Source organism: Corynebacterium sp. HMSC034A01, from assembly GCF_001838175.1.
In the GTDB taxonomy this organism is placed as follows: domain Bacteria; phylum Actinomycetota; class Actinomycetes; order Mycobacteriales; family Mycobacteriaceae; genus Corynebacterium.
This window is the reverse complement of record NZ_KV835975.1, coordinates 81,754-99,022: the sequence shown is the minus strand read 5'-3', so window position 1 is coordinate 99,022 and position 17,269 is coordinate 81,754. Positions and strand designations below refer to the sequence as shown.

The following is a 17,269-nucleotide window of genomic DNA, read 5'->3' as shown; positions in this document are numbered from 1 at the left end:
CTGATCCGAATCAATATTGATGCGCATATTTTCCCCCGACTGCTAAGAAAATGTCCCTGATACAGAAGACCCTAAATGCGGGTGCGCCGAGAAGAAAGAGGTTGTCCACTGAAGTGGACAGGGCGACTAGAAAAATGCTTCAGCAAGATTTTCCAAATTTGAAACCGCTACAGCACAAACGTCCGGAGAGTAACTGTGTTTCTCGATAATGCCCGCTGATGTAACGATTGCACCCCTTTTTGTGTCGAGCTGGGCATAGCAACTAAGGCCAGAATCTCCGGGAGGCTGGTACACGAAGATGCTCGGGAGATTTGGTGACTCGTATTCAGCCAAAATCTCCAATCGGCCGGAGACTTCAGCGAAAGAAGCGTTATTGTTTCCGATCAGTTCAGAATGAACCTGTGGGTGGGAATTGAACGTGCATGCGCTGATCCCTCGCGCCAGCCCCGCGTACTCCTCCGGGATCGGCTCGACGTTGTGGAAGCCGGCGGCGGCGAATTCCTCGTGGGAGATCTCGGTGCAGGGGTCGAAGATGTCGTCGCCGAGGGCGAAGGGGTCGAAATCGCCGATTTCGAGGGTGCCGCTTTTGAAGTGGAACGCGGCGGGAGCATCAGCAGAACTGTCGGCAGAACTGCCAGAAGAGCCGCCAACAGCACCGCCCGCGGATTCGGCGCTGTGCTCGTTTGCCTGGTTGTTGGCGGTGGGGGCCGGAGGGGCGTCGATAGGCGAGGGCTCCGAAGCGCACCCCGCGAGTACCCCGCATGCCATGAGCCAAACGATGTGGCGTTTCATGTACCCCTCCAATAAAAAAGCTTCCCCACCAGGACTCGAACCTAGAATGACGGTACCAAAAACCGTAGTGTTGCCGATTACACCATGGGGAATAGCACCGCTGATTGTAGACCAGACCCGTCAACTGCCAAAGACGGGGTTAACACTACGACGCTCTAAGCTAGGGCGCATGGCTCGAAGGCGAATGACGGCACCCCAGCGCAGAGATCAGTTGATCGGAGTGGGCAGGCAAGCATTCGCTGAGCGCGGGCTCGACGGTATTTCCATGGAGGAGATCGCGGCGCGCGCCGGGGTGTCCAAGCCCGTGGTGTACGAGCATTTCGGCAGCAAGGAAGGCCTGTACCAGGAGGTTGTGCGGCTGGAAATGGCCCGGCTGGAGCACACGATTACGTCGAACATTCAGGCCGGCCCGTGGCGCGACCGCATCGAGCGGGGCGTGCTGGCGCTGCTGACCTACGTGGAGGAGGAAACGGACGGGTTTGTCATCCTCGCGCACGGGCAGCTGCCGGGGGAGGGGCGGACGTATTCGACGATCCTCAACCGCGTCACCGCGGAGGTGAGCTACCTGCTGGGGGAGGCGTTTAAGCACCGCGGGCTCGACGAGTCGATGGCGGGGCTGTACGGTCAGGCGCTTGTCGGCACCGTCTCCAATTCTGCGCTGTGGTGGCTGGACGAGCGCACGCCCGACAAGCACACCGTGGCGGCGCATATTTCCAACCTGTGCTGGAACGGGTTGCGGGGGATGGAGGCGCAGCCGCGTGTGTACGGCAGCGGCGAGGCGAGCGAAAGCGCGAGCGACGAGACAAGCGGCGAAACCGCAGAGAAGGATGCGTAAGACACATGACTGACACCACCCCGCCCGTGTTGGGCGGTTTGCTCACCGCGGCGCTGACGGACCCGAAGCTGAAGGGCCTGGTCACGCACGTGGGCGAGGATTCGCTGCACGTCACGGGCATTGACCAGGTGCGTTCCTGGGCGGCGGGCGCGATTGCGCGCGAGACGCCGGTGCTGCTTGTCACGGCCACCGGCCACGAGGCGGAGGATCTCGCCGCGGAGTTGAAGGCCATTTTGGGCGAGGAGAAGGTGGCGCAGTTCCCGGCGTACGAGACGCTGCCGCACGAGCGTCTCTCGCCGGCGCCGGACATTGTGGGGCGCCGTTCGAAGGTGCTGTGGGACATGCCGCGTGTGATCGTCGCGGCGGCGCGCGCGGTGTGCCAGCCGGTGCTGCCGCCGGCGGAGCCGATCAGCATCGCGGTGGACCAGGAGCGCGACTTCGAGGAGCTGACCGCGCAGCTGGTGCACTTCGCGTACAACCATGTGGACATGGTGGCCTCGCGCGGCGAGTTCGCCACCCGCGGCGGCATCATCGACGTCTTCCCGACCACCGCGCAAAACCCCGTGCGTATCGAATTCTGGGGCGACGAGGTCACGGACATCCGCTCGTTCGCAGTCGCGGACCAGCGCACCATCGAGGAGGTGCGCTCCGTCGAGCTGCATCCCGCGAGGCAATTGCTTATCGACGACACCGTGGCCGCCAAAGCCGACGACCTCGCGCGAAAATTCCCCTCGAACCCGACGCTGTCGTCGCTGCTCGCCCGCATCTCGGAGAAGCAGCCCGCGGACGGCATGGAGGCGCTCATCCCGGCGCTGACGGACAAGCAGTATTCGGTGCTGCCGGAGCTCATGCCCGCCGGTTCCGTGGTGCTGGTGACCAACCCGGAGAAGGTGCGCGCCCGCATCGCCGACTTGGAGGCGACGGACCGCGAGTTCCTCGAGGCCGGCTGGGAGGCCGCCGCCATGGGCGCCGAGGGCCCTGTGGTGGTGGAGGGACTGGACGTGTCCGCCTCCTCGTATCGCTCGTACGAGTCGCTGGAAATCTCCGCGTCCAAGGCCGGCAACGCCTGGTGGACGTTCGCCCCGCCGGGCATGTTCGCCGCCGACGACGCGGAGACGCTGCCGCTCGAGTTCGAGGCCGCGCCCGCGCCGAAGGGCGACCCGAAGGCGATCGAGCAGCTCTACGCCACGCTGAAACTCCACATCGGGCAAAACCACGGCAAGGTCGCCTTCGTGGCACCGGCGAAGGGCACGATCGACCGCATGGCGGAGCGCCTGCGCGAGCACGGCGTATCCGCCCGCGTGGCCACGCCGGGCCTTGAGCCGGTCGAGGGGGCGGTGACCCTGTACCAGGCGCTGTCCCACGCTGGCCTGGTCTTCGGCGGGCCGAACCTCGTCGTGGTCACCGAAACGGACGTGACCGGCAACCGCGTCGGCGACATCGCAGGTGCTAAACGACGCGCCCCGCGCCGCCGCAACCGCGTCGACCCGCTCGCGCTGCAGCCTGGCGACTTCGTGGTGCACGATACCCACGGCATCGGCAAGTTCGTGAAGATGGCGGAGCGCACCGTCAAAGCCGGCGACGAGGACTCGCGCCGTGAATACATCGTGCTGGAGTACCAGCCCGCCAAACGCGGACAGCCCGGCGACCAGCTGTGGGTGCCAATGGAGTCTTTGGACCTGCTGAGTAAGTACACCGGGGGCGAGAAACCCAGCTTAAGCAAAATGGGCGGCTCCGACTGGAAATCCACCAAGCGCAAGGCGCGCGCCGCGGTCCGCGAGATCGCAGGCGAGCTGGTGGAGCTCTACGCCAAGCGCCAAGCCGCACCGGGCCACGCGTTCGCGCCGGACACCCCATGGCAGCACGAGATGGAAGACGCCTTCCCGTTCGTGGAGACCGAAGACCAGCTCACCGCCATCGAGGCCGTGAAGTCGGACATGGAAAAGCCCACGCCGATGGACCGCGTCATCGTGGGCGACGTGGGCTTCGGCAAAACCGAGGTCGCCGTGCGCGCCGCGTTCAAGGCGGTGCAGGACGGCAAACAGGTCGCGGTGCTCGTGCCCACGACCCTTCTGGCCCAGCAGCACTTCTCCACGTTCAACCAGCGCATGGACGGCTTCGGTGTGACCGTGCGCGAACTGTCGCGCTTTACCACCGCTGCCGATTCGAAGAAGATCATCTCCGGGCTTGCGGACGGCTCGGTGGACATCGTCATCGGCACCCACCGCCTGCTGCAAACGGGCGTGCAGTGGAAGAACCTCGGGCTGATCATCGTGGACGAGGAGCAGCGCTTCGGCGTCGAGCACAAGGAGCACATCAAGGCGCTGAAATCGCACGTGGACGTGCTCACCATGACCGCAACGCCGATCCCGCGCACCCTGGAAATGTCGCTGACCGGCATCCGCGAGATGACCTCGATTACCACCGCGCCGGAGGACCGCCACCCGGTGCTGACCTACGTGGGCCCGCAGGAGGACAAACAGGTCGCTGCCGCGATCCGCCGCGAGCTGCTCCGCGACGGCCAGGTCTTCTACATCCACAACAAAGTCTCCGACATTGAAAAGACCGCCCGCCAGCTGCGCGAGCTGGTCCCGGAGGCGCGCATCGTCGTCGCCCACGGCCAGATGAGCGAGCAGGTGCTCGAACAGACGGTGCAGGGTTTTTGGAACCGCGACTACGACGTCATGGTCTGCACCACCATCGTGGAAACCGGCCTGGACATCGCCAACGCCAACACCCTGATCGTGGAAAACGCCCAGAACATGGGTCTTTCCCAGCTGCACCAGCTGCGCGGGCGTGTGGGGCGCTCCCGCGAGCGCGCCTACGCGTACTTCTTGTACCCGAAGGACAAAACGCTCACGGAGACCTCCTACGACCGCCTCGCCACCATCGCCCAGAACAACGACCTAGGCTCCGGCATCGCCGTGGCACAAAAGGACCTGGAGATGCGCGGCGCCGGCAACGTACTCGGCGCCGAGCAGTCCGGCCACATCGCCGGCGTGGGCTTTGACATGTACGTCCGCCTGGTCAGCGAGGCCGTGGAAACCTTCAAGGGGCTCATGAGCGGCGAGCCCATCGACGCCACCGACAAAGGCCCGAAAGAAATCCGCGTGGACCTGCCCGTGGACGCGCACATCCCGGAGAGCTACATCAACTCCGAGCGGCTGCGCCTGGAGGTCTACCGCAAGCTCGCGGAGGCGCGCGACGACGACGCCCTGACCGCCGCCGCCGACGACATGATCGACCGCTTCGGCGCCCTGCCGACAGAGGTCGAGCACCTCATTGCCGTGGCCCGGCTGCGCAACCAGGCCCGCGAGGTGGGTGTTTCCGACATCCTCACCCAGGGCAGCCGCATCAAGCTGCACCCGGTGGAGCTGCCGGACTCCAAGCAGGTGCGCCTGAAGCGTCTCTACCCGGGAGCGAACTTCCGCGCCGCGGCGAAGGCGATGCAGGTGCCGATGCCTCGCGAGGGCGGGGCGAAGCGCGCGCTGAACGCGCCGAACCTTCGCGACCTGGAGCTGTTGCAGTGGGTCGCCGACTTCATGACGGAAATGCTCGATGCCCCGAAGATTTCGGTCACGGGTGTTTCTGCGGATTCTGCAGCCGCAGAGAAGGTGCCGAAGAAGAAAGTGTTCTCCGTCAGCGAGTAGGCGGCCCGGGCCGGGCGGTGCTGGGGCGGTTCCGCGGAGCCCCACGCCCCTGCGGCCCACGGTTCCCCACAGCCCCTCGCCCCTGCGCGCTGGATCCAGCTATCAGGACCCAGCTAATCGCGATTTTTCGGCGAATAGCTGGTTCCTACTAGCTGGATCCGCGAAGGTGAGAGGCGTGGGGGTGTGGGGGAGCCAAGGTGAGAGGCGCGGGGAAGGGAACGGAGGGGCGCTGGCTGCCTAGAAAAACTGCGGCAGGATCAGCAGCATGCCGATACTCCACGTCAGGTGCGCCGCGATGGGGGAGTAGAGCCTGCCGGTTTTCACGGATTCGTAGTAGGTCACTGCCCCAAGCACACCGGCGGCGAAGACCAGAAGCGGCACGCCCATCACGCAGGTGACCAGGCAGTAGGCCAGCGTGGACCACACCCCGGCCTGCACCACCGATTGGCCCGCGCCGCGCAGCTGCCGCGGCACAGCGTCGCGGAAGACCATCTCCTCGCCTGCGCCGTTGACTACCAGCACCAGCAGTGTGAGGAAGTACCCGCCCTTGTTCGGGGTCTGCAACAGCTCCGCGGCAGGGCCGGCCAGCAGTGGGATGTGCTGCACCACCAGCGCACCCAGGACGAACACAACCGCGAGGGCGGCGCCGATGAGGGTGCCCCGGAGGACGTCGAGAAGCTTGCGAGGCCCCGCGAACGCCTGACGGTCACCCCACCGCCACCACGCGGCCGCGTAGACCACCGCCGTAAACGCGGTGGCCCAGTAGAAGCCAGCGGTGCCGTCGCCGGCGCGGCGCGCGAGAAACAGGCCGAGTGCGCCGAGCGCGCACGGCACCAAAAACAGCCATTGCCTGGTCACGTGGGGGCCTTTCGTCTAGCAACCATCGGGGAAACCAACGGTCAAGGCTACCGGCACGCGGCCCAAGCTAAACGGGCGGCTAGTTCACGGAGAAGATGATCATCTCGGTGTCGTCGGGCTTGCCGCGGTAGCGGCCGTCGTCGCCCGGGAAGTTGTTGTCCAGCGCGGTGAGGTAGCGGCCGTCCTCGAGCTGGACAATTGTCTCGACGCTGAGCAGCGCGAACTGGAACGGGTCGCCGACGCCGTAGGCGCGGGCGTCGGAAACCATGCCGATCTTGGACGGGTTGGCGATGTCGAGCAGGTCCGCCATCAGTTCCTTCTTCACCGTGGAGCCGGGCTTCGCGTCCGCGAACTCCTTGACCTCGAAGACCTTCTTCAGCTGCGCGTCCGAGCCGCGGAAATCGTCGCGCTCGAGCATGAGCAGGCGGCCGTCCTTGGTCAAAAACGCGTCGCCGATCAGGGCGTCGTCGCCTTCTGCCAGGTAGTTCCAGGTCTTGCCGGTGTACTTGCCGGTTTCGGTGTCGAACTGGGAGATCACGCGCTCGCGCTTGTCGGTGGCGCTGTCCAGGTAGCCCTCGAAGATGGGGTACAAGTAGCGGCCGTCGGTGGCCATCGCCTCGAAGCCCTTGGAGTTGCGCAGGTTCGGCTGCTCATTCGTGCCCAGGGTCGGGTTCGACGGGCTCTTTACGCCGGGGTAGGGGTACGGGGCGTCGAGAAGCGTGCCGTCCTTGTCCACGTGCAAGATGTAGGGGCCGAACTCCTCGCCGATCCAGAAGGTGCCGTCTGCCGCGCGAACGAAGGACTCCGGGTCGAAGTCGGCGCCGGTGAGCAGGCGGTCTTTGGTGTCGTTGTTGACGATCTCCCACGGGATTGTGTTGTTCGGGTCCTTCAGCGCGACGTAGTCCAGCACGTCGATTCCGCCGACGTGCTTCGGGTCCTTCGCGGTCTCTGCGGTCTCCCAGTTCGGCTTCACCGTGTAGATGCGCAGCAGGAAGTCGGACGAGTTCTGCTTGGAGCCGAACCCGTTGTCGGGCAGGGCGTAGAACTCGCCGTCGCCCTTTTCGATCATGCCGGAAAAGCCCGGGATGACCTGGCCTTTAAACGGGTGGGTCTGGCCGTTGCCGTCGAAGGCGTCCTTGCCGGAATCCGGGCCCGGGGCCTGGTAGAGCGCCGACAGCTTCGCGCGGGCCTCAAGCACCGGCCCGTCGACCTCAGGGGCGGGCGCGGACGGGGCAGCACCGTTGCTGGAGCCGGTTGCCTCCGAGCTGCCACCGGCGGCGGCACCGATCGCGCCGCCGACGAGGCCGCCGACAACGAACGCGCCTGCGACAGCCGCGATGAGCTGCTCGAGATTGAGGTTCTTGATGATCTGGTCGAGCGGGGGAGGGAGCTGAATAGTCATGTGCCACTGCCTTTACTGTCGTTCAGAAGCTGAGCGCAAACTCAGGCGAAACTTAGTTTTCGCACAGTGAGTGTAGGGCGGGGAGGCCGGCTCCGCTCGGTGAAAACGGCCGACCGATTCCCGCCCGGAGGCACGGGGGAAGTACGATGTTTCCCCGTCGCCCCTATAGCCCAATTGGCAGAGGCAGCGGACTTAAAATCCGCCCAGTGTCGGTTCGAGCCCGACTGGGGGCACCACTACACGGCGGTGTATCCGCCGTCGGCGAGGTGGTAGGAGCCGTTGACGAACGACGCGTCGTCGGAAAGCAAGAAGCTCACCACAGCCGCAATCTCTTCGGGTTCGCCCAGGCGGCCAGCAGGATGCTTATCGACGAGCGCTTGGCGGGCCTCGCCCTGCGCCCGCTGAATCAGCGGCGTGTCAATGTACGCCGGACCCACGCAGTTGACCCGGATGCCGGCGGCGGCGTAATCCGCTGCCAGAGACTTGGTCAGCCCCACCACACCGTGCTTCGCGGCGGTGTAGGCCTCGATGCCGCCGGCGCGGCCCACGGAGCCGTGGATGGAAGACATGTTCACAATCGCGCACTGCTCCGTGTTGCCCTGCGCGAAGAATTGCTTGAGCTGGTAGTGGCAGCCGTAGGCCACGCCGGACAGGTTGATGGAGATGACCTTGTCCCAATCGGCCAGATCCTTGTCCGCAAGCGGGGTGTGGTCGCCCACACCCGCGTTGTTCACTGCGAGGTGGAGCGCGCCGAACGTGTCCACGGCGAACTGCACGGCCGCCTCGTTGTCCTCCTTGCTGGCCACGTCCTGGCGGAACGCGGCCGCGGCGCCGCCGTCCGCCTCGATCGCGGCGGCGACGTCCTTGGCGGCGTCGTCGTTGATGTCGGCGACCACCACCTTGGCGCCCTCGCTGGCGAGACGCTTCGCAATGGCCTCACCGATGCCGGAGGCGCCGCCGGTGACCAGCGCAACTTTGTTTTCAAACTTGCTCATGACTGTTCCTTGACCTTCCGTGGGGATAAGATGCAGCCAAAGTGTAAGCAGCCGCCGACCCTCCTGGGGCCGGTTTGAGGCAGCTACTTATTTCGCCGCGCCGAGCGCAGCCTTGATCAGCGGGATCTGCAGCGGCAGGCGCCCGATGGAGATGATCTGCTTCTGCCACGGCTCGTTGCGCCACTGCCACGCCATCTGGAAGTTCGCCGGCCACACCGCCGCCAAAAGGGCGGCGGCGAACTTGCCGCCGGCCGCGCGGGTTTTTGGATTCGCCAGTAGGGCTGCAGCGGCGAGCTCGGCCACGCCGGAGACGTACGTGTAGGTGCGTGCGGAGCCGGGGAGGGCATCGGGCACGATGCCGTCGAAAGGCTCAGGCTTTGCAAAGTGCAGCACGCCCGCGCCAGTGAACAGGGGAATGAGGAACTTCTGAAACTTGGTCACCTTGCCGAGAGTACGCCTCACACCGCCTGAGCCACCTGGTCGGCCACAAACGCAGACCCGGCGCGGGAGGGGTGCAGGGCCATGTTGTAGCCGGCCGTGGTGGTGTCGATGAGACCGGCCACCCAGCGGTCGGCATCACGGGCGCAAGTGCTGTGGTCGGTGGAAAGTGCGCGGATGTCGATGAACGTCGCGCCCACCTGGGCGGCGAGCGCGCGCTGGTAGGACTGGGTGCGTTGCTCCCACTGCCGCACCCGGGGCGCGGGGACGCCGAGCGGGGCATTCGGCACCACGTTGATCAAGCAGATTCGCCCGGTTCCGCCGGTGACCGAGAGCATCCCCGGGATGAGGATCTTGGCCCGGGGTGCGGCGGCGCGCACCTTGGCCACGGCCTCGTGCATGTTGCGGAAGTAGTTGTCGCGCACCGCCTCAACGTTGTACGGCGCGCCGGGAGATTCGACCAGCGGGCGCCAGTGATCGTTGAACCCGACCGCCAGCGTCACCGCCCGAGTGTTGGCGTTGAGGTCGCCCGCGCGAACTGCGAGGTCGACGTGGCCGGGCAGGCTGGCCGATTGGTGGCCGGTGCACGACCAGTCCGCCACGCTAAGACCGGTGCGGGCTTGTAGCTGGCGCGGCCAGTTGTCCGGTCCTTGCAGGCACCCAGCCTGGCTGGGGTAGGAGGAGACCAGCCTTTCCGACGACCCTGAGGACAGCTGCGAGATCCCCGCGAGGTTGAGCGCGGAGTTGCGGTACTGGTCCGGGTTCGAGGCGAACGAATCGCCGAAGACGACCACGTTGCCGGTGGGCTGAGCCGTGGCAGGTGCGGCTGTGCCGGCGACAATGGCCGCGCATGCGACAACGCCAGCAGCGACCTTGCGGAAAAGAGCTTGCATTAAGACAACCCTACCGGTCGCCTTTGACGTCGTTGTACGCCGCGAGTGCGGTCTTTCGGGATTCCTTGACGTCCACCATTGGCTCCGGGTAGCCGGAGGTGTCGTCGATAAGCACACCTGCGACCTCCCCGCGCGAAGCCGCCCACGACAGCGCGGGGTTGTCCGTGACGCGCAGATCGTCGCGGAACCAGACAAGGGTGGTGGGCATGCGCGCCCCCGTTCAGTAGAGTCGAAGCCATGACTGATCGCATGAATGTGGAATCTTTCAACCTCGACCACACCAAGGTAGCCGCCCCGTTCATCCGGCTCGCGGACCGCAAGGAGCTGCCCGCAGGCGACACGCTGGTGAAGTGGGACATCCGCTTCAAGCAGCCCAACGTCGAGCACCTGGAAATGCCGGCGGTGCACTCGCTGGAGCACATGTTCGCCGAGCACGCCCGCAACCACGCGGACAACGTCATCGACTTCGGCCCGATGGGCTGCCAGACCGGCTTCTACCTCATGCTTGCCGGCGACGTCGCCGAGGCCGAGGTCGCTGAGCTGGTGGAAAAGACGCTCACCGACATCACCAACGCTAACGAGGTGCCGGCCGCCAATGAGAAGCAGTGCGGCTGGGGTGCAAGCCACGACCTGGAAGCGGCCAAGCGCGAGGCGCAGGCGTTTTTGGACAAGCGCGACGAGTGGGGCACCGTCTTTAAGTAGTCGGGTCCACCACCCGGATTTCCAGCGGCGCGGTGCGCAGGCGGTAGATGCCTGGCACCGCGTCGAACGTTGCGAGTAGCTCGTGGGCGAGCGCCGGGGTGGCCGCGACGATGATGTGGCTCTCCGCCAGCTCGGTCGTCGCCTCATGCGGGTTGAGCAGCAGCCACGTCTCGCCGTTGAGCAGCGCGAACGACCTCCCGTGCAGCAGGCGGTGGCGCGCGGCGCGGATCAACGCGCGCGCAGCCGCCGGATCCAGGTCCACGCGCCCCTCGTCGTCGACTTCCAGGTAGCGGGCGTGCATCGCGCCTATCGACGACCCTTCGGCCGCCACCGTATCCTCCAACAATGCCCGGTCCTGTGGGCGGGCGCTGATTGGGTCGCGGTCCGTGGACGTCAGGCCGAGCGGCACGCGGTCGCCGATAAAGGCCGCGAACTTCAGCGGGTCCCAGGCAAGCATCTGCTCCACGTCGTCGCCGTTGATGCCGACCGCGTAGGTGAAACGGATCAGGCCGGTGGGCCCGTCCAGCACACCGAGGATGGGGTCGGTGACAAACACGAAGCCGGTGAGCGTGCCGCGCGGGGTGTCCAGCACGAGGTAGTGGCCCGGCTCGATGTCGTCGCGGGCGGCGCGGGCGAGCAGGCGGGCCGGCCACTCGTCGGGAAGCGCAGGCGTGCCAGGTACGCGCAACGTGAGCTCGGTCTGGGTGCCCGCGGACGGCTGGGAGGACTCCACGCGGGACTTGCCGTAGGTGCAGTACAGCACGTGGGGGATAGGCTCTGGCAGGACGTACGCGTGGACATCGAGGTGGCGGTAGGAAAACACGTACGCATCCGTGCCGCCGGCGGCTTGCGCGATGTGGCCGCGCACCACCTCACCGCCGGTTCTAGGGCCGCGGCGGGCGTTGTCGAGCACTCCCATAACGCCCACCATATCCCCGCCGGGCAGAAACGAACGTTCCGTTAATACTCCGCCCGCGGGAACTTTTTTTGTAAGTGTGGCGTTATACCCGGTGAACTCTTGGACAAAACCCATTGGAAAGGAACTGTGCGACGTGAGAAGCACTAACCCCGTTCTGCGCAACATTCCGGGGGCGGATGCGGACAACGGCTACCAGGCCGGCCAGACCGCGACGCTTCCGGGGCACGCGCCCGACATTGATCAGCAACGCCCGATGACGGTCGACGACGTGGTGACCAAGACGGGCATCACCCTCGCCGTGATCATCGCGTTCGCCGCCGTGAACTTCGGCATCTTCCTCACCGGCAACGTGCAGCTCGGCTTCATCCTGACCGTTGTCGGCGCCATCGGCGGCTTCGTCACCACCCTGGTCAACGCATTCCGCCGCGAGTTCGGCTCGAAGACGCTGACGCTGATTTACGCCGCGTTTGAGGGCCTGTTCCTCGGCGGCTTCTCCCTGACTGTTTCCGGCTGGTTCACCGTCGGCGGCGCGGATGCTGGCCAGCTGATCTTCCAGGCCATCCTGGGCACGATCGGCGTGTTCATCGGCATGCTTGTGGTCTACCGCCGCGGCGCGATCCGTGTGACCCCGCGTTTCCACCGCATCGTCACCGGCCTGATCTTTGGCGTGGCCATCATGGCGGTGGGCAACCTCCTGCTGGCCATCTTCGCTGGGATCTCCCCGCTTCGCGACGGCGGCACGCTGTCCATCATCTTCGGCGTGGTCTGCGTTGTACTGGCAGCCCTGTCATTCCTGCAGGACTTTGACCTGGCCGACAAGCTGGTCCGCACCGGTGCGCCGGAGCGCGCCTCCTGGGGCGTTGCGCTTGGCCTGGCTGTGACCCTGGTGTGGCTCTACACCGAGATCCTGCGCCTGCTGTCCTACTTCAACGAACGCTAGGCCCGGCGACACACACGAAAACGCGCCTCGCTCCGGATGCTGTCTGGGGCGAGGCGCGTTCTGCGTGCGCTATGCGGCTTAGTAGTTGTTGTCCGGAACTACAGACTGGCCGTTGACGGACACGGTGGTGAACACCGGCTTGCCGTCAATGATCTCCGGGTTGCCCAACACAACCTTCACGTCTTCTTCGCGGTTGTCCGGGGAGACAACGACGCGGGTGCCGGTGCCCTCGGCGAGATCCTCGCCCCACTGCTCCCAGACGATGTTCTCGAGGAAGTCGTCCTGGTTCTCGCAGTCCACGGTGAGACGGTCCGGGCGCACCAGGTCGGTGGCGCCGCAGTTATTGAACACCGGGGCGGCAGCGACGGCGGCCTCCGCGGTCTCCTGCTCCTGCACGGCGTTTGCCTCGGTGACGTTGGTCGCCGTCGCGGTGCCGGTGGCGGTGGTCGCGGTCCCGGCGCCCTTCAGGGAGTTCGGGTCCTGGGTGGTGGCGGTGTCGACCTTCTCGGAGGAGGGGTTCTCGTGCGGCGGGGTGCAGCCTGCCAGAGCGATGGCGGCCAGGGCGGCGACGCCGGCTACTGCTTTGCGGGAAGAGGTGGCAATCACAGGAATGGTCCTTCTGTTTTTGAAAAGAGAAAAGTACTGGCTACTTCGCGCGGGGCGTGGAGGCCTTGACTGAATCATACGGCTCGGCGGAGACGATGGTGACAGAAATCTCGCGGCCGTTCGGGGCGGTGTACTTGCGGGTTTCGCCCTCGGAAGCGCCGACGACGGCGGCGCCGAGCGGGGACTGCTCCGAGTAGGTCTCCAGATCCGCGTTGTCCGTGGACGCCGCGCGGGTACCGATGAGGAAGGTCTCGCGGTCGTCCTCGTCGCCGTCGTAGTAGACGTGCACGACGGAGCCGACGTGGGCGACGCCTTCTTCGATGCCGGCGCGCTCGGTGGTGGAGTTGGACAGGATCTCGGAGATCTGCTTGATGCGCGCCTCCTCCTGGTCCTGCTGCTCGCGGGCTGCGTCGTAGCCGGCGTTCTCCTTGAGGTCGCCCTCCTCGCGGCGCTCGTTGATCTCAGCCGCGATGGCGGGGCGGTTATCAATGAGCTGCTGCAGCTCGGCCTCGAGCTTGGCCTTCATTTCAGGAGTGATGTACTGCTGCTGGGATTCAGCCATAGGGGTCTAAACCTTCCCTGATACGTGAAATCGGCCCGCCGCTCGCGGGCCAATGTGTGCAGATATACAGCCGGAAGATTACCACACGCGGAGAAGGCAGTTTCCGCTAGCGTGCTGCGTAGAAGGTGCTCTCCGGGTCCATGTAGAACGGCAGATTTTCGGAGCAGCCGTAGATGCGTCCGGACACCAGCGGCTCGCGCACCGGCAGGTCCACGGCGATGCGCGAGTGTTCCTCGCCTCCAGCAGGAAGGACCACCTCGCGCCGGCCCACCTCCGCGTGCGAGTAGTCCACGGCGGTGACAATGCAGTACGCGGGCGTGTCCGGGTGTTTGCGGTTCACGTCGATCCAGAGCCGGCCCGTTTCGTCGTCGATGTGCTCCTGCGAAATGAATTCTGCGCGGACCGGTTGGTTGAAGCGCTCCATGATCGTGCGGGCCCCGACGAACAGCAGTGCAATCATGAGCAGCGCGGCGACAACCGCCACCACCTTGCCGCCGATGGAGCCGTCGGAGCTGCGGTTGCGGCCGTAGCGTTCGGCGGGGCGGGGAGAGGTTGCGGTGCTCACAGAAACGGCTCCTTGCAGGTGGTAAGGACTTCTAGGTTGATGGTACTAAGATGGCGCGGAGGTACAGAACTGACCCCTACGAAAGTTGGATTGATCGAGTGACTGGGTTGCGTCTCATGGCCATTCACGCCCACCCCGACGACGAGTCCTCCAAGGGCGCGGCCACCATGGCCAAATACGCCGCGGAAGGCAACCGCGTCAGGGTCGTCACATGCACCGACGGGAGGCGCGGCGACGTGCTGAACCCGGCCATGGACCGCCCCGGCGTGCTGGACAACATCCTTGAGGTGCGCCGCGAGGAAATGGCACGCGCTGCGGCCGCGCTCGGCGTCGAGCACGTTTGGCTGGGCTACGAGGATTCCGGGCTGCCGGAAGGCGACCCGCTGCCGCCGCTGCCGGAAGGCTCGTTCGCGGTGCAGGACCCGGAGGAAGTGGCGGTGAAGATCGTGGAGCAGATCCGCGAGTTCCGCCCGCACGTCATCATCACCTACGACGAAAACGGCGGTTACCCGCACCCGGATCACCTGATGGTGCACGCGATCTCCATGATCGCCTGGGAGCGCGCAGGCGACCCGGATTTTGCGCCCGGCACCGGCGAGCCATGGACGCCGCTGAAGCTGTACTACACGCACGGCTTCATCCTGCAGCGCATGAAGCTTCTGCAGGAGCGGCTGATCCAGCGAGGGAAGAAGAGCCCGTACGAGTTAATGATCAAGCGCTGGGAAGAAAACGAGGGCGACGTCTTCGACCGTGTGACCACCCAGGTGGAGTGCGCCGGCTACTTCCGGCAGCGCGCCGAGGCGCTCACTGCGCACGCCACGCAGATCGATCCCGCGGGTGCCTTCCTGGCTAGCCCGGTGGAGGACCAGCAGGACGTCTGGCCCACGGAGGAGTTCGAGCTCGCCGCGTCCAGGGTGGAGACGAGCCTGCCGGAGGCGGATTTGTTCGCCGGGATCGAAGCTGGCACCGAGGAGGAAAACTAAATGACAACCTTTACTGTCGCCGCCGCGAACGCCGCGAATTTCGTGCTCGCCCAGAACCCGGGCGAGACCCCGGTTGGCCCGGACTTCGGCAAAGCCTCGCCGATCGGCCTGCTGCTCCTGGTGGTCCTTGCCATCGTGGTGCTGTTCATCGGCTGGTCGTTCCACCGCCGCTTCTCCCGCTTCAAGCGCCGCCAGGCGTTCGCGGAGGCGCGCGGGATCGACCCGTTCGACGAGAAAGCCATCGATGAGGCGATGGAGAAGGCCGGGTTAAAGGACCAGCGGAAGAAAAACGCTTTCTAGCTGGCTAGAATCTTCATTGTGTCTGTCCTTTCGAAGCTGCGATACCCGCTGTACCCGCTGTACGAGGCGCGCTTGAAGCGCGAACTGCGCGGCAAAAAGCGCCCGAAGCACATCGCCGTGATGGCTGATGGCAACCGCCGTTGGGCGCGCGAGGCGGGCTTCGAGGACATCTCCCACGGCCACCGCGTCGGCGGCGCGAAGATCGGCGAGCTTGTGCGCTGGTCCGCGGAGATGGACGTGGACGTGCTCACCATCTACCTGTTGTCCACGGAGAATCTGCAGCGCACCACCGAAGAGGTGGAGCTGTTGTTCGACATTATCTCCGGGGTCATCGAGGACTTGGCCACGGAGGATTACACCTGCCGCGTGCGGTTGGTGGGGCATTTGGATTTGTTGCCGGAGGACGTCGCAAAGCGAATGCGCGAGGGGGCGGCCGCAACCGATACGAAGCACGGCCTCACCGTCAACATCGCGGTCGGCTACGGCGGGCGCCAGGAGATCGTGGACGCGGTGCAATCGCTTATCGACGACAAAGCGCGCGCCGGAGTGCCAGCCACGGAGATGGCCGCCGAGATCACCGTGGAATCCATCTCGGAGCACCTCTACACCTCTGGCCAGCCGGACCCGGACCTGGTCATCCGCACCTCCGGCGAGCAGCGCCTGTCCGGGTTCTTGCTGTGGCAGGCCGCGTACTCGGAGATTTGGTTCACCGACATTTACTGGCCGGCGTTCCGCAAGATCGACTTCTTGCGCGCGCTGCGCGACTACTCGCAGCGCTCCCGTCGCTTTGGCAAGTAGCTAGATTTTGCGCATGCGCACGCGCTGGACCGTGTGGTCGTAGTCCTTGCGCAGCACCAGCGAGGCGCGCACGCGGGTGGGCAGAATGTTTTCCACCAGGTTGGGCAGGTTGATGGTCTGCCACAGCTCCCGCGCGGCGTAGGCGGCCTCGGCGTCGTCCATGCCGGCGAAGCCCTCGAAGTGGTTGCCGGGCTGCTGGAACGAGGTGTCGCGCAGTTTGAGGAAGCGCTCGATGTACCAGCGCTCGATGTCTTCAGTCTTTGCGTCGACGTAGATGGAGAAATCGAACAGGTCCGAGATCATCAGCGTCGGGCCGGTTTGCAGCACGTTCAACCCCTCGAGGATGAGGATGTCGGGTTGGCGGACCTCCACGAATTCGTCGGGGAGGATGTCGTAGGCCTCGTGCGAGTAGATCGGCGCTTTGACCACCGGTTGGCCGGACTTGACCTCGGTGACAAAACGCATCAGGTTTCTGCGGTTGTAGGACTCCGGGAAGCCTTTGCGTTTCATGATCCCGCGTTCCTCCAGGACCGCCTTGGGGTGGAGGAAGCCGTCGGTGGTGACCAGGTCCACCCGCGGGTGCGAGTCCCACCGCTGCAACAGCACCTGCAGCACACGCGCGGTGGTGGACTTGCCCACCGCCACCGAGCCGGCGAGGCCGATGATGAACGGCACGTGCCCCGGGTCGCCGCCGATAAACGTCTCGGTGGCGTTGGTGAGCTTCTGCCGGGCGCGCACCTGAAGGTGGATCAGGCGCGACAAGGGCAGGTAGATGTCCTCGACCTCCTGCAGGTCGAGGTTCTCGCCGATGCCGGAGAGCTTTGTCAGCTCTTCCTCGGTGAGCACCTGGGGCATCTTGGCGCGGCGCTTGCGCCAATCCTCGCGGTGGAAGTCGAGGTACGGCGACGAATCGGCTCGTGACATAGCCACCATTGTTGCACCCGGGCAAAAGGGGAATAAATCAGCCTTCTCGGCGCTCCGATTTTCCTATACTTCTTTAAGCCGTTGTCAACGCGAAAAGAAAGGACCCG

General features: G+C 65.4%; 19 protein-coding genes and 1 tRNA gene. 8 read left to right on the top strand and 12 right to left on the bottom strand.

The window, feature by feature from the left end:
* Nucleotides 1-126 precede the first annotated feature (126 nt).
* Nucleotides 127-792 (bottom strand): DUF3558 family protein, encoded by a 666-nt coding sequence (locus tag HMPREF2791_RS09550; RefSeq protein ID WP_141764962.1) that lies wholly within the window; start codon nucleotides 790-792, stop codon nucleotides 127-129.
* 169 nt (nucleotides 793-961) lie between these two features.
* Between HMPREF2791_RS09550 and HMPREF2791_RS09545 the strand changes: the two genes are divergently transcribed.
* Nucleotides 962-1,627 carry a TetR/AcrR family transcriptional regulator gene (locus HMPREF2791_RS09545; protein WP_083327966.1) on the top strand — a complete coding sequence of 222 codons (666 nt, stop codon included), beginning with the start codon at nucleotides 962-964 and terminating at the stop codon, nucleotides 1,625-1,627.
* Between the two features lie 5 nt (nucleotides 1,628-1,632).
* Complete coding sequence (gene mfd / locus HMPREF2791_RS09540; protein ID WP_070845152.1) at nucleotides 1,633-5,277, top strand: transcription-repair coupling factor; 3,645 nt, start codon at nucleotides 1,633-1,635, stop codon at nucleotides 5,275-5,277.
* Nucleotides 5,278-5,514: 237 nt separating this feature from the next.
* Here mfd and HMPREF2791_RS09535 read toward each other — a convergent pair whose 3' ends face one another.
* Entirely contained in the window at nucleotides 5,515-6,135 is a 621-nt protein-coding gene (locus HMPREF2791_RS09535; RefSeq protein ID WP_070472644.1) for a CPBP family intramembrane glutamic endopeptidase, read from the bottom strand.
* 79 nt (nucleotides 6,136-6,214) lie between these two features.
* Nucleotides 6,215-7,537 carry an esterase-like activity of phytase family protein gene (locus HMPREF2791_RS09530; RefSeq protein ID WP_070845151.1) on the bottom strand — a complete coding sequence of 441 codons (1,323 nt, stop codon included), beginning with the start codon at nucleotides 7,535-7,537 and terminating at the stop codon, nucleotides 6,215-6,217.
* Between the two features lie 159 nt (nucleotides 7,538-7,696).
* Between HMPREF2791_RS09530 and HMPREF2791_RS09525 the strand changes: the two genes are divergently transcribed.
* Nucleotides 7,697-7,773, top strand: a tRNA-Leu gene (locus tag HMPREF2791_RS09525).
* Here the strand turns inward: HMPREF2791_RS09525 and HMPREF2791_RS09520 are convergent.
* From HMPREF2791_RS09520 to HMPREF2791_RS09505, 4 genes are all read right to left on the bottom strand, one after another.
* The gene (locus HMPREF2791_RS09520; RefSeq protein ID WP_070845150.1) at nucleotides 7,774-8,532 is read right to left on the bottom strand and encodes an SDR family NAD(P)-dependent oxidoreductase; all 759 of its coding nucleotides are present in this window, start codon (nucleotides 8,530-8,532) and stop codon (nucleotides 7,774-7,776) included.
* An 87-nt stretch (nucleotides 8,533-8,619) separates the two neighbouring features.
* Nucleotides 8,620-8,973 (bottom strand): DoxX family protein, encoded by a 354-nt coding sequence (locus HMPREF2791_RS09515; RefSeq protein WP_070845149.1) that lies wholly within the window; start codon nucleotides 8,971-8,973, stop codon nucleotides 8,620-8,622.
* Between the two features lie 17 nt (nucleotides 8,974-8,990).
* Nucleotides 8,991-9,863 carry a GDSL-type esterase/lipase family protein gene (locus tag HMPREF2791_RS09510; RefSeq protein ID WP_070845148.1) on the bottom strand — a complete coding sequence of 291 codons (873 nt, stop codon included), beginning with the start codon at nucleotides 9,861-9,863 and terminating at the stop codon, nucleotides 8,991-8,993.
* Between the two features lie 10 nt (nucleotides 9,864-9,873).
* Entirely contained in the window at nucleotides 9,874-10,071 is a 198-nt protein-coding gene (locus HMPREF2791_RS09505) for a deoxyribodipyrimidine photo-lyase (RefSeq protein ID WP_070845147.1), read from the bottom strand.
* A gap of 29 nt (nucleotides 10,072-10,100) precedes the next feature.
* Between HMPREF2791_RS09505 and HMPREF2791_RS09500 the strand changes: the two genes are divergently transcribed.
* Nucleotides 10,101-10,565: an S-ribosylhomocysteine lyase gene (locus tag HMPREF2791_RS09500; RefSeq protein WP_070845146.1), complete on the top strand. Its 465-nt coding sequence runs from the start codon at nucleotides 10,101-10,103 to the stop codon at nucleotides 10,563-10,565.
* Here HMPREF2791_RS09500 and HMPREF2791_RS09495 read toward each other — a convergent pair.
* A complete protein-coding gene (locus tag HMPREF2791_RS09495) occupies nucleotides 10,558-11,484 on the bottom strand; it encodes a suppressor of fused domain protein (protein WP_070845189.1) in 927 nt (308 codons plus the stop codon). The two genes, HMPREF2791_RS09500 and HMPREF2791_RS09495, sit on opposite strands and share 8 nt — an antisense overlap.
* Before the next feature lie 133 nt (nucleotides 11,485-11,617).
* Between HMPREF2791_RS09495 and HMPREF2791_RS09490 the strand changes: the two genes are divergently transcribed.
* Complete coding sequence (locus HMPREF2791_RS09490) at nucleotides 11,618-12,424, top strand: Bax inhibitor-1/YccA family protein (RefSeq protein ID WP_070845145.1); 807 nt, start codon at nucleotides 11,618-11,620, stop codon at nucleotides 12,422-12,424.
* A gap of 78 nt (nucleotides 12,425-12,502) precedes the next feature.
* On the opposite strand, the gene HMPREF2791_RS09485 is transcribed toward HMPREF2791_RS09490, so the two are convergent.
* The 3 genes from HMPREF2791_RS09485 to HMPREF2791_RS09475 form a co-directional block, all read right to left on the bottom strand.
* Complete coding sequence (locus HMPREF2791_RS09485; RefSeq protein WP_070845144.1) at nucleotides 12,503-13,030, bottom strand: hypothetical protein; 528 nt, start codon at nucleotides 13,028-13,030, stop codon at nucleotides 12,503-12,505.
* Nucleotides 13,031-13,070: 40 nt separating this feature from the next.
* On the bottom strand, nucleotides 13,071-13,592 hold the full coding sequence (gene greA / locus HMPREF2791_RS09480; protein ID WP_070845143.1) for a transcription elongation factor GreA: 522 nt from the start codon (nucleotides 13,590-13,592) through the stop codon (nucleotides 13,071-13,073).
* A 106-nt stretch (nucleotides 13,593-13,698) separates the two neighbouring features.
* Nucleotides 13,699-14,157: a DUF4307 domain-containing protein gene (locus HMPREF2791_RS09475; RefSeq protein WP_070845142.1), complete on the bottom strand. Its 459-nt coding sequence runs from the start codon at nucleotides 14,155-14,157 to the stop codon at nucleotides 13,699-13,701.
* Nucleotides 14,158-14,273: 116 nt separating this feature from the next.
* On the opposite strand from HMPREF2791_RS09475, the gene mca reads away from it, so the two are divergent.
* The 3 genes from mca to HMPREF2791_RS09460 are packed head-to-tail and all read left to right on the top strand — an operon-like array spanning nucleotide 14,274 to nucleotide 16,238.
* Complete coding sequence (gene mca / locus HMPREF2791_RS09470; RefSeq protein ID WP_141764961.1) at nucleotides 14,274-15,140, top strand: mycothiol conjugate amidase Mca; 867 nt, start codon at nucleotides 14,274-14,276, stop codon at nucleotides 15,138-15,140.
* Nucleotides 15,141-15,440 carry a hypothetical protein gene (locus tag HMPREF2791_RS09465; RefSeq protein WP_070845140.1) on the top strand — a complete coding sequence of 100 codons (300 nt, stop codon included), beginning with the start codon at nucleotides 15,141-15,143 and terminating at the stop codon, nucleotides 15,438-15,440.
* An 18-nt stretch (nucleotides 15,441-15,458) separates the two neighbouring features.
* Nucleotides 15,459-16,238, top strand: coding sequence for an isoprenyl transferase (locus HMPREF2791_RS09460; RefSeq protein WP_070845139.1), 780 nt, complete (start codon nucleotides 15,459-15,461; stop codon nucleotides 16,236-16,238).
* Here the strand turns inward: HMPREF2791_RS09460 and coaA are convergent, their stop codons facing one another.
* A complete protein-coding gene (gene coaA, locus HMPREF2791_RS09455) occupies nucleotides 16,239-17,162 on the bottom strand; it encodes a type I pantothenate kinase (protein WP_070472612.1) in 924 nt (307 codons plus the stop codon).
* Nucleotides 17,163-17,269: the final 107 nt, after the last annotated feature.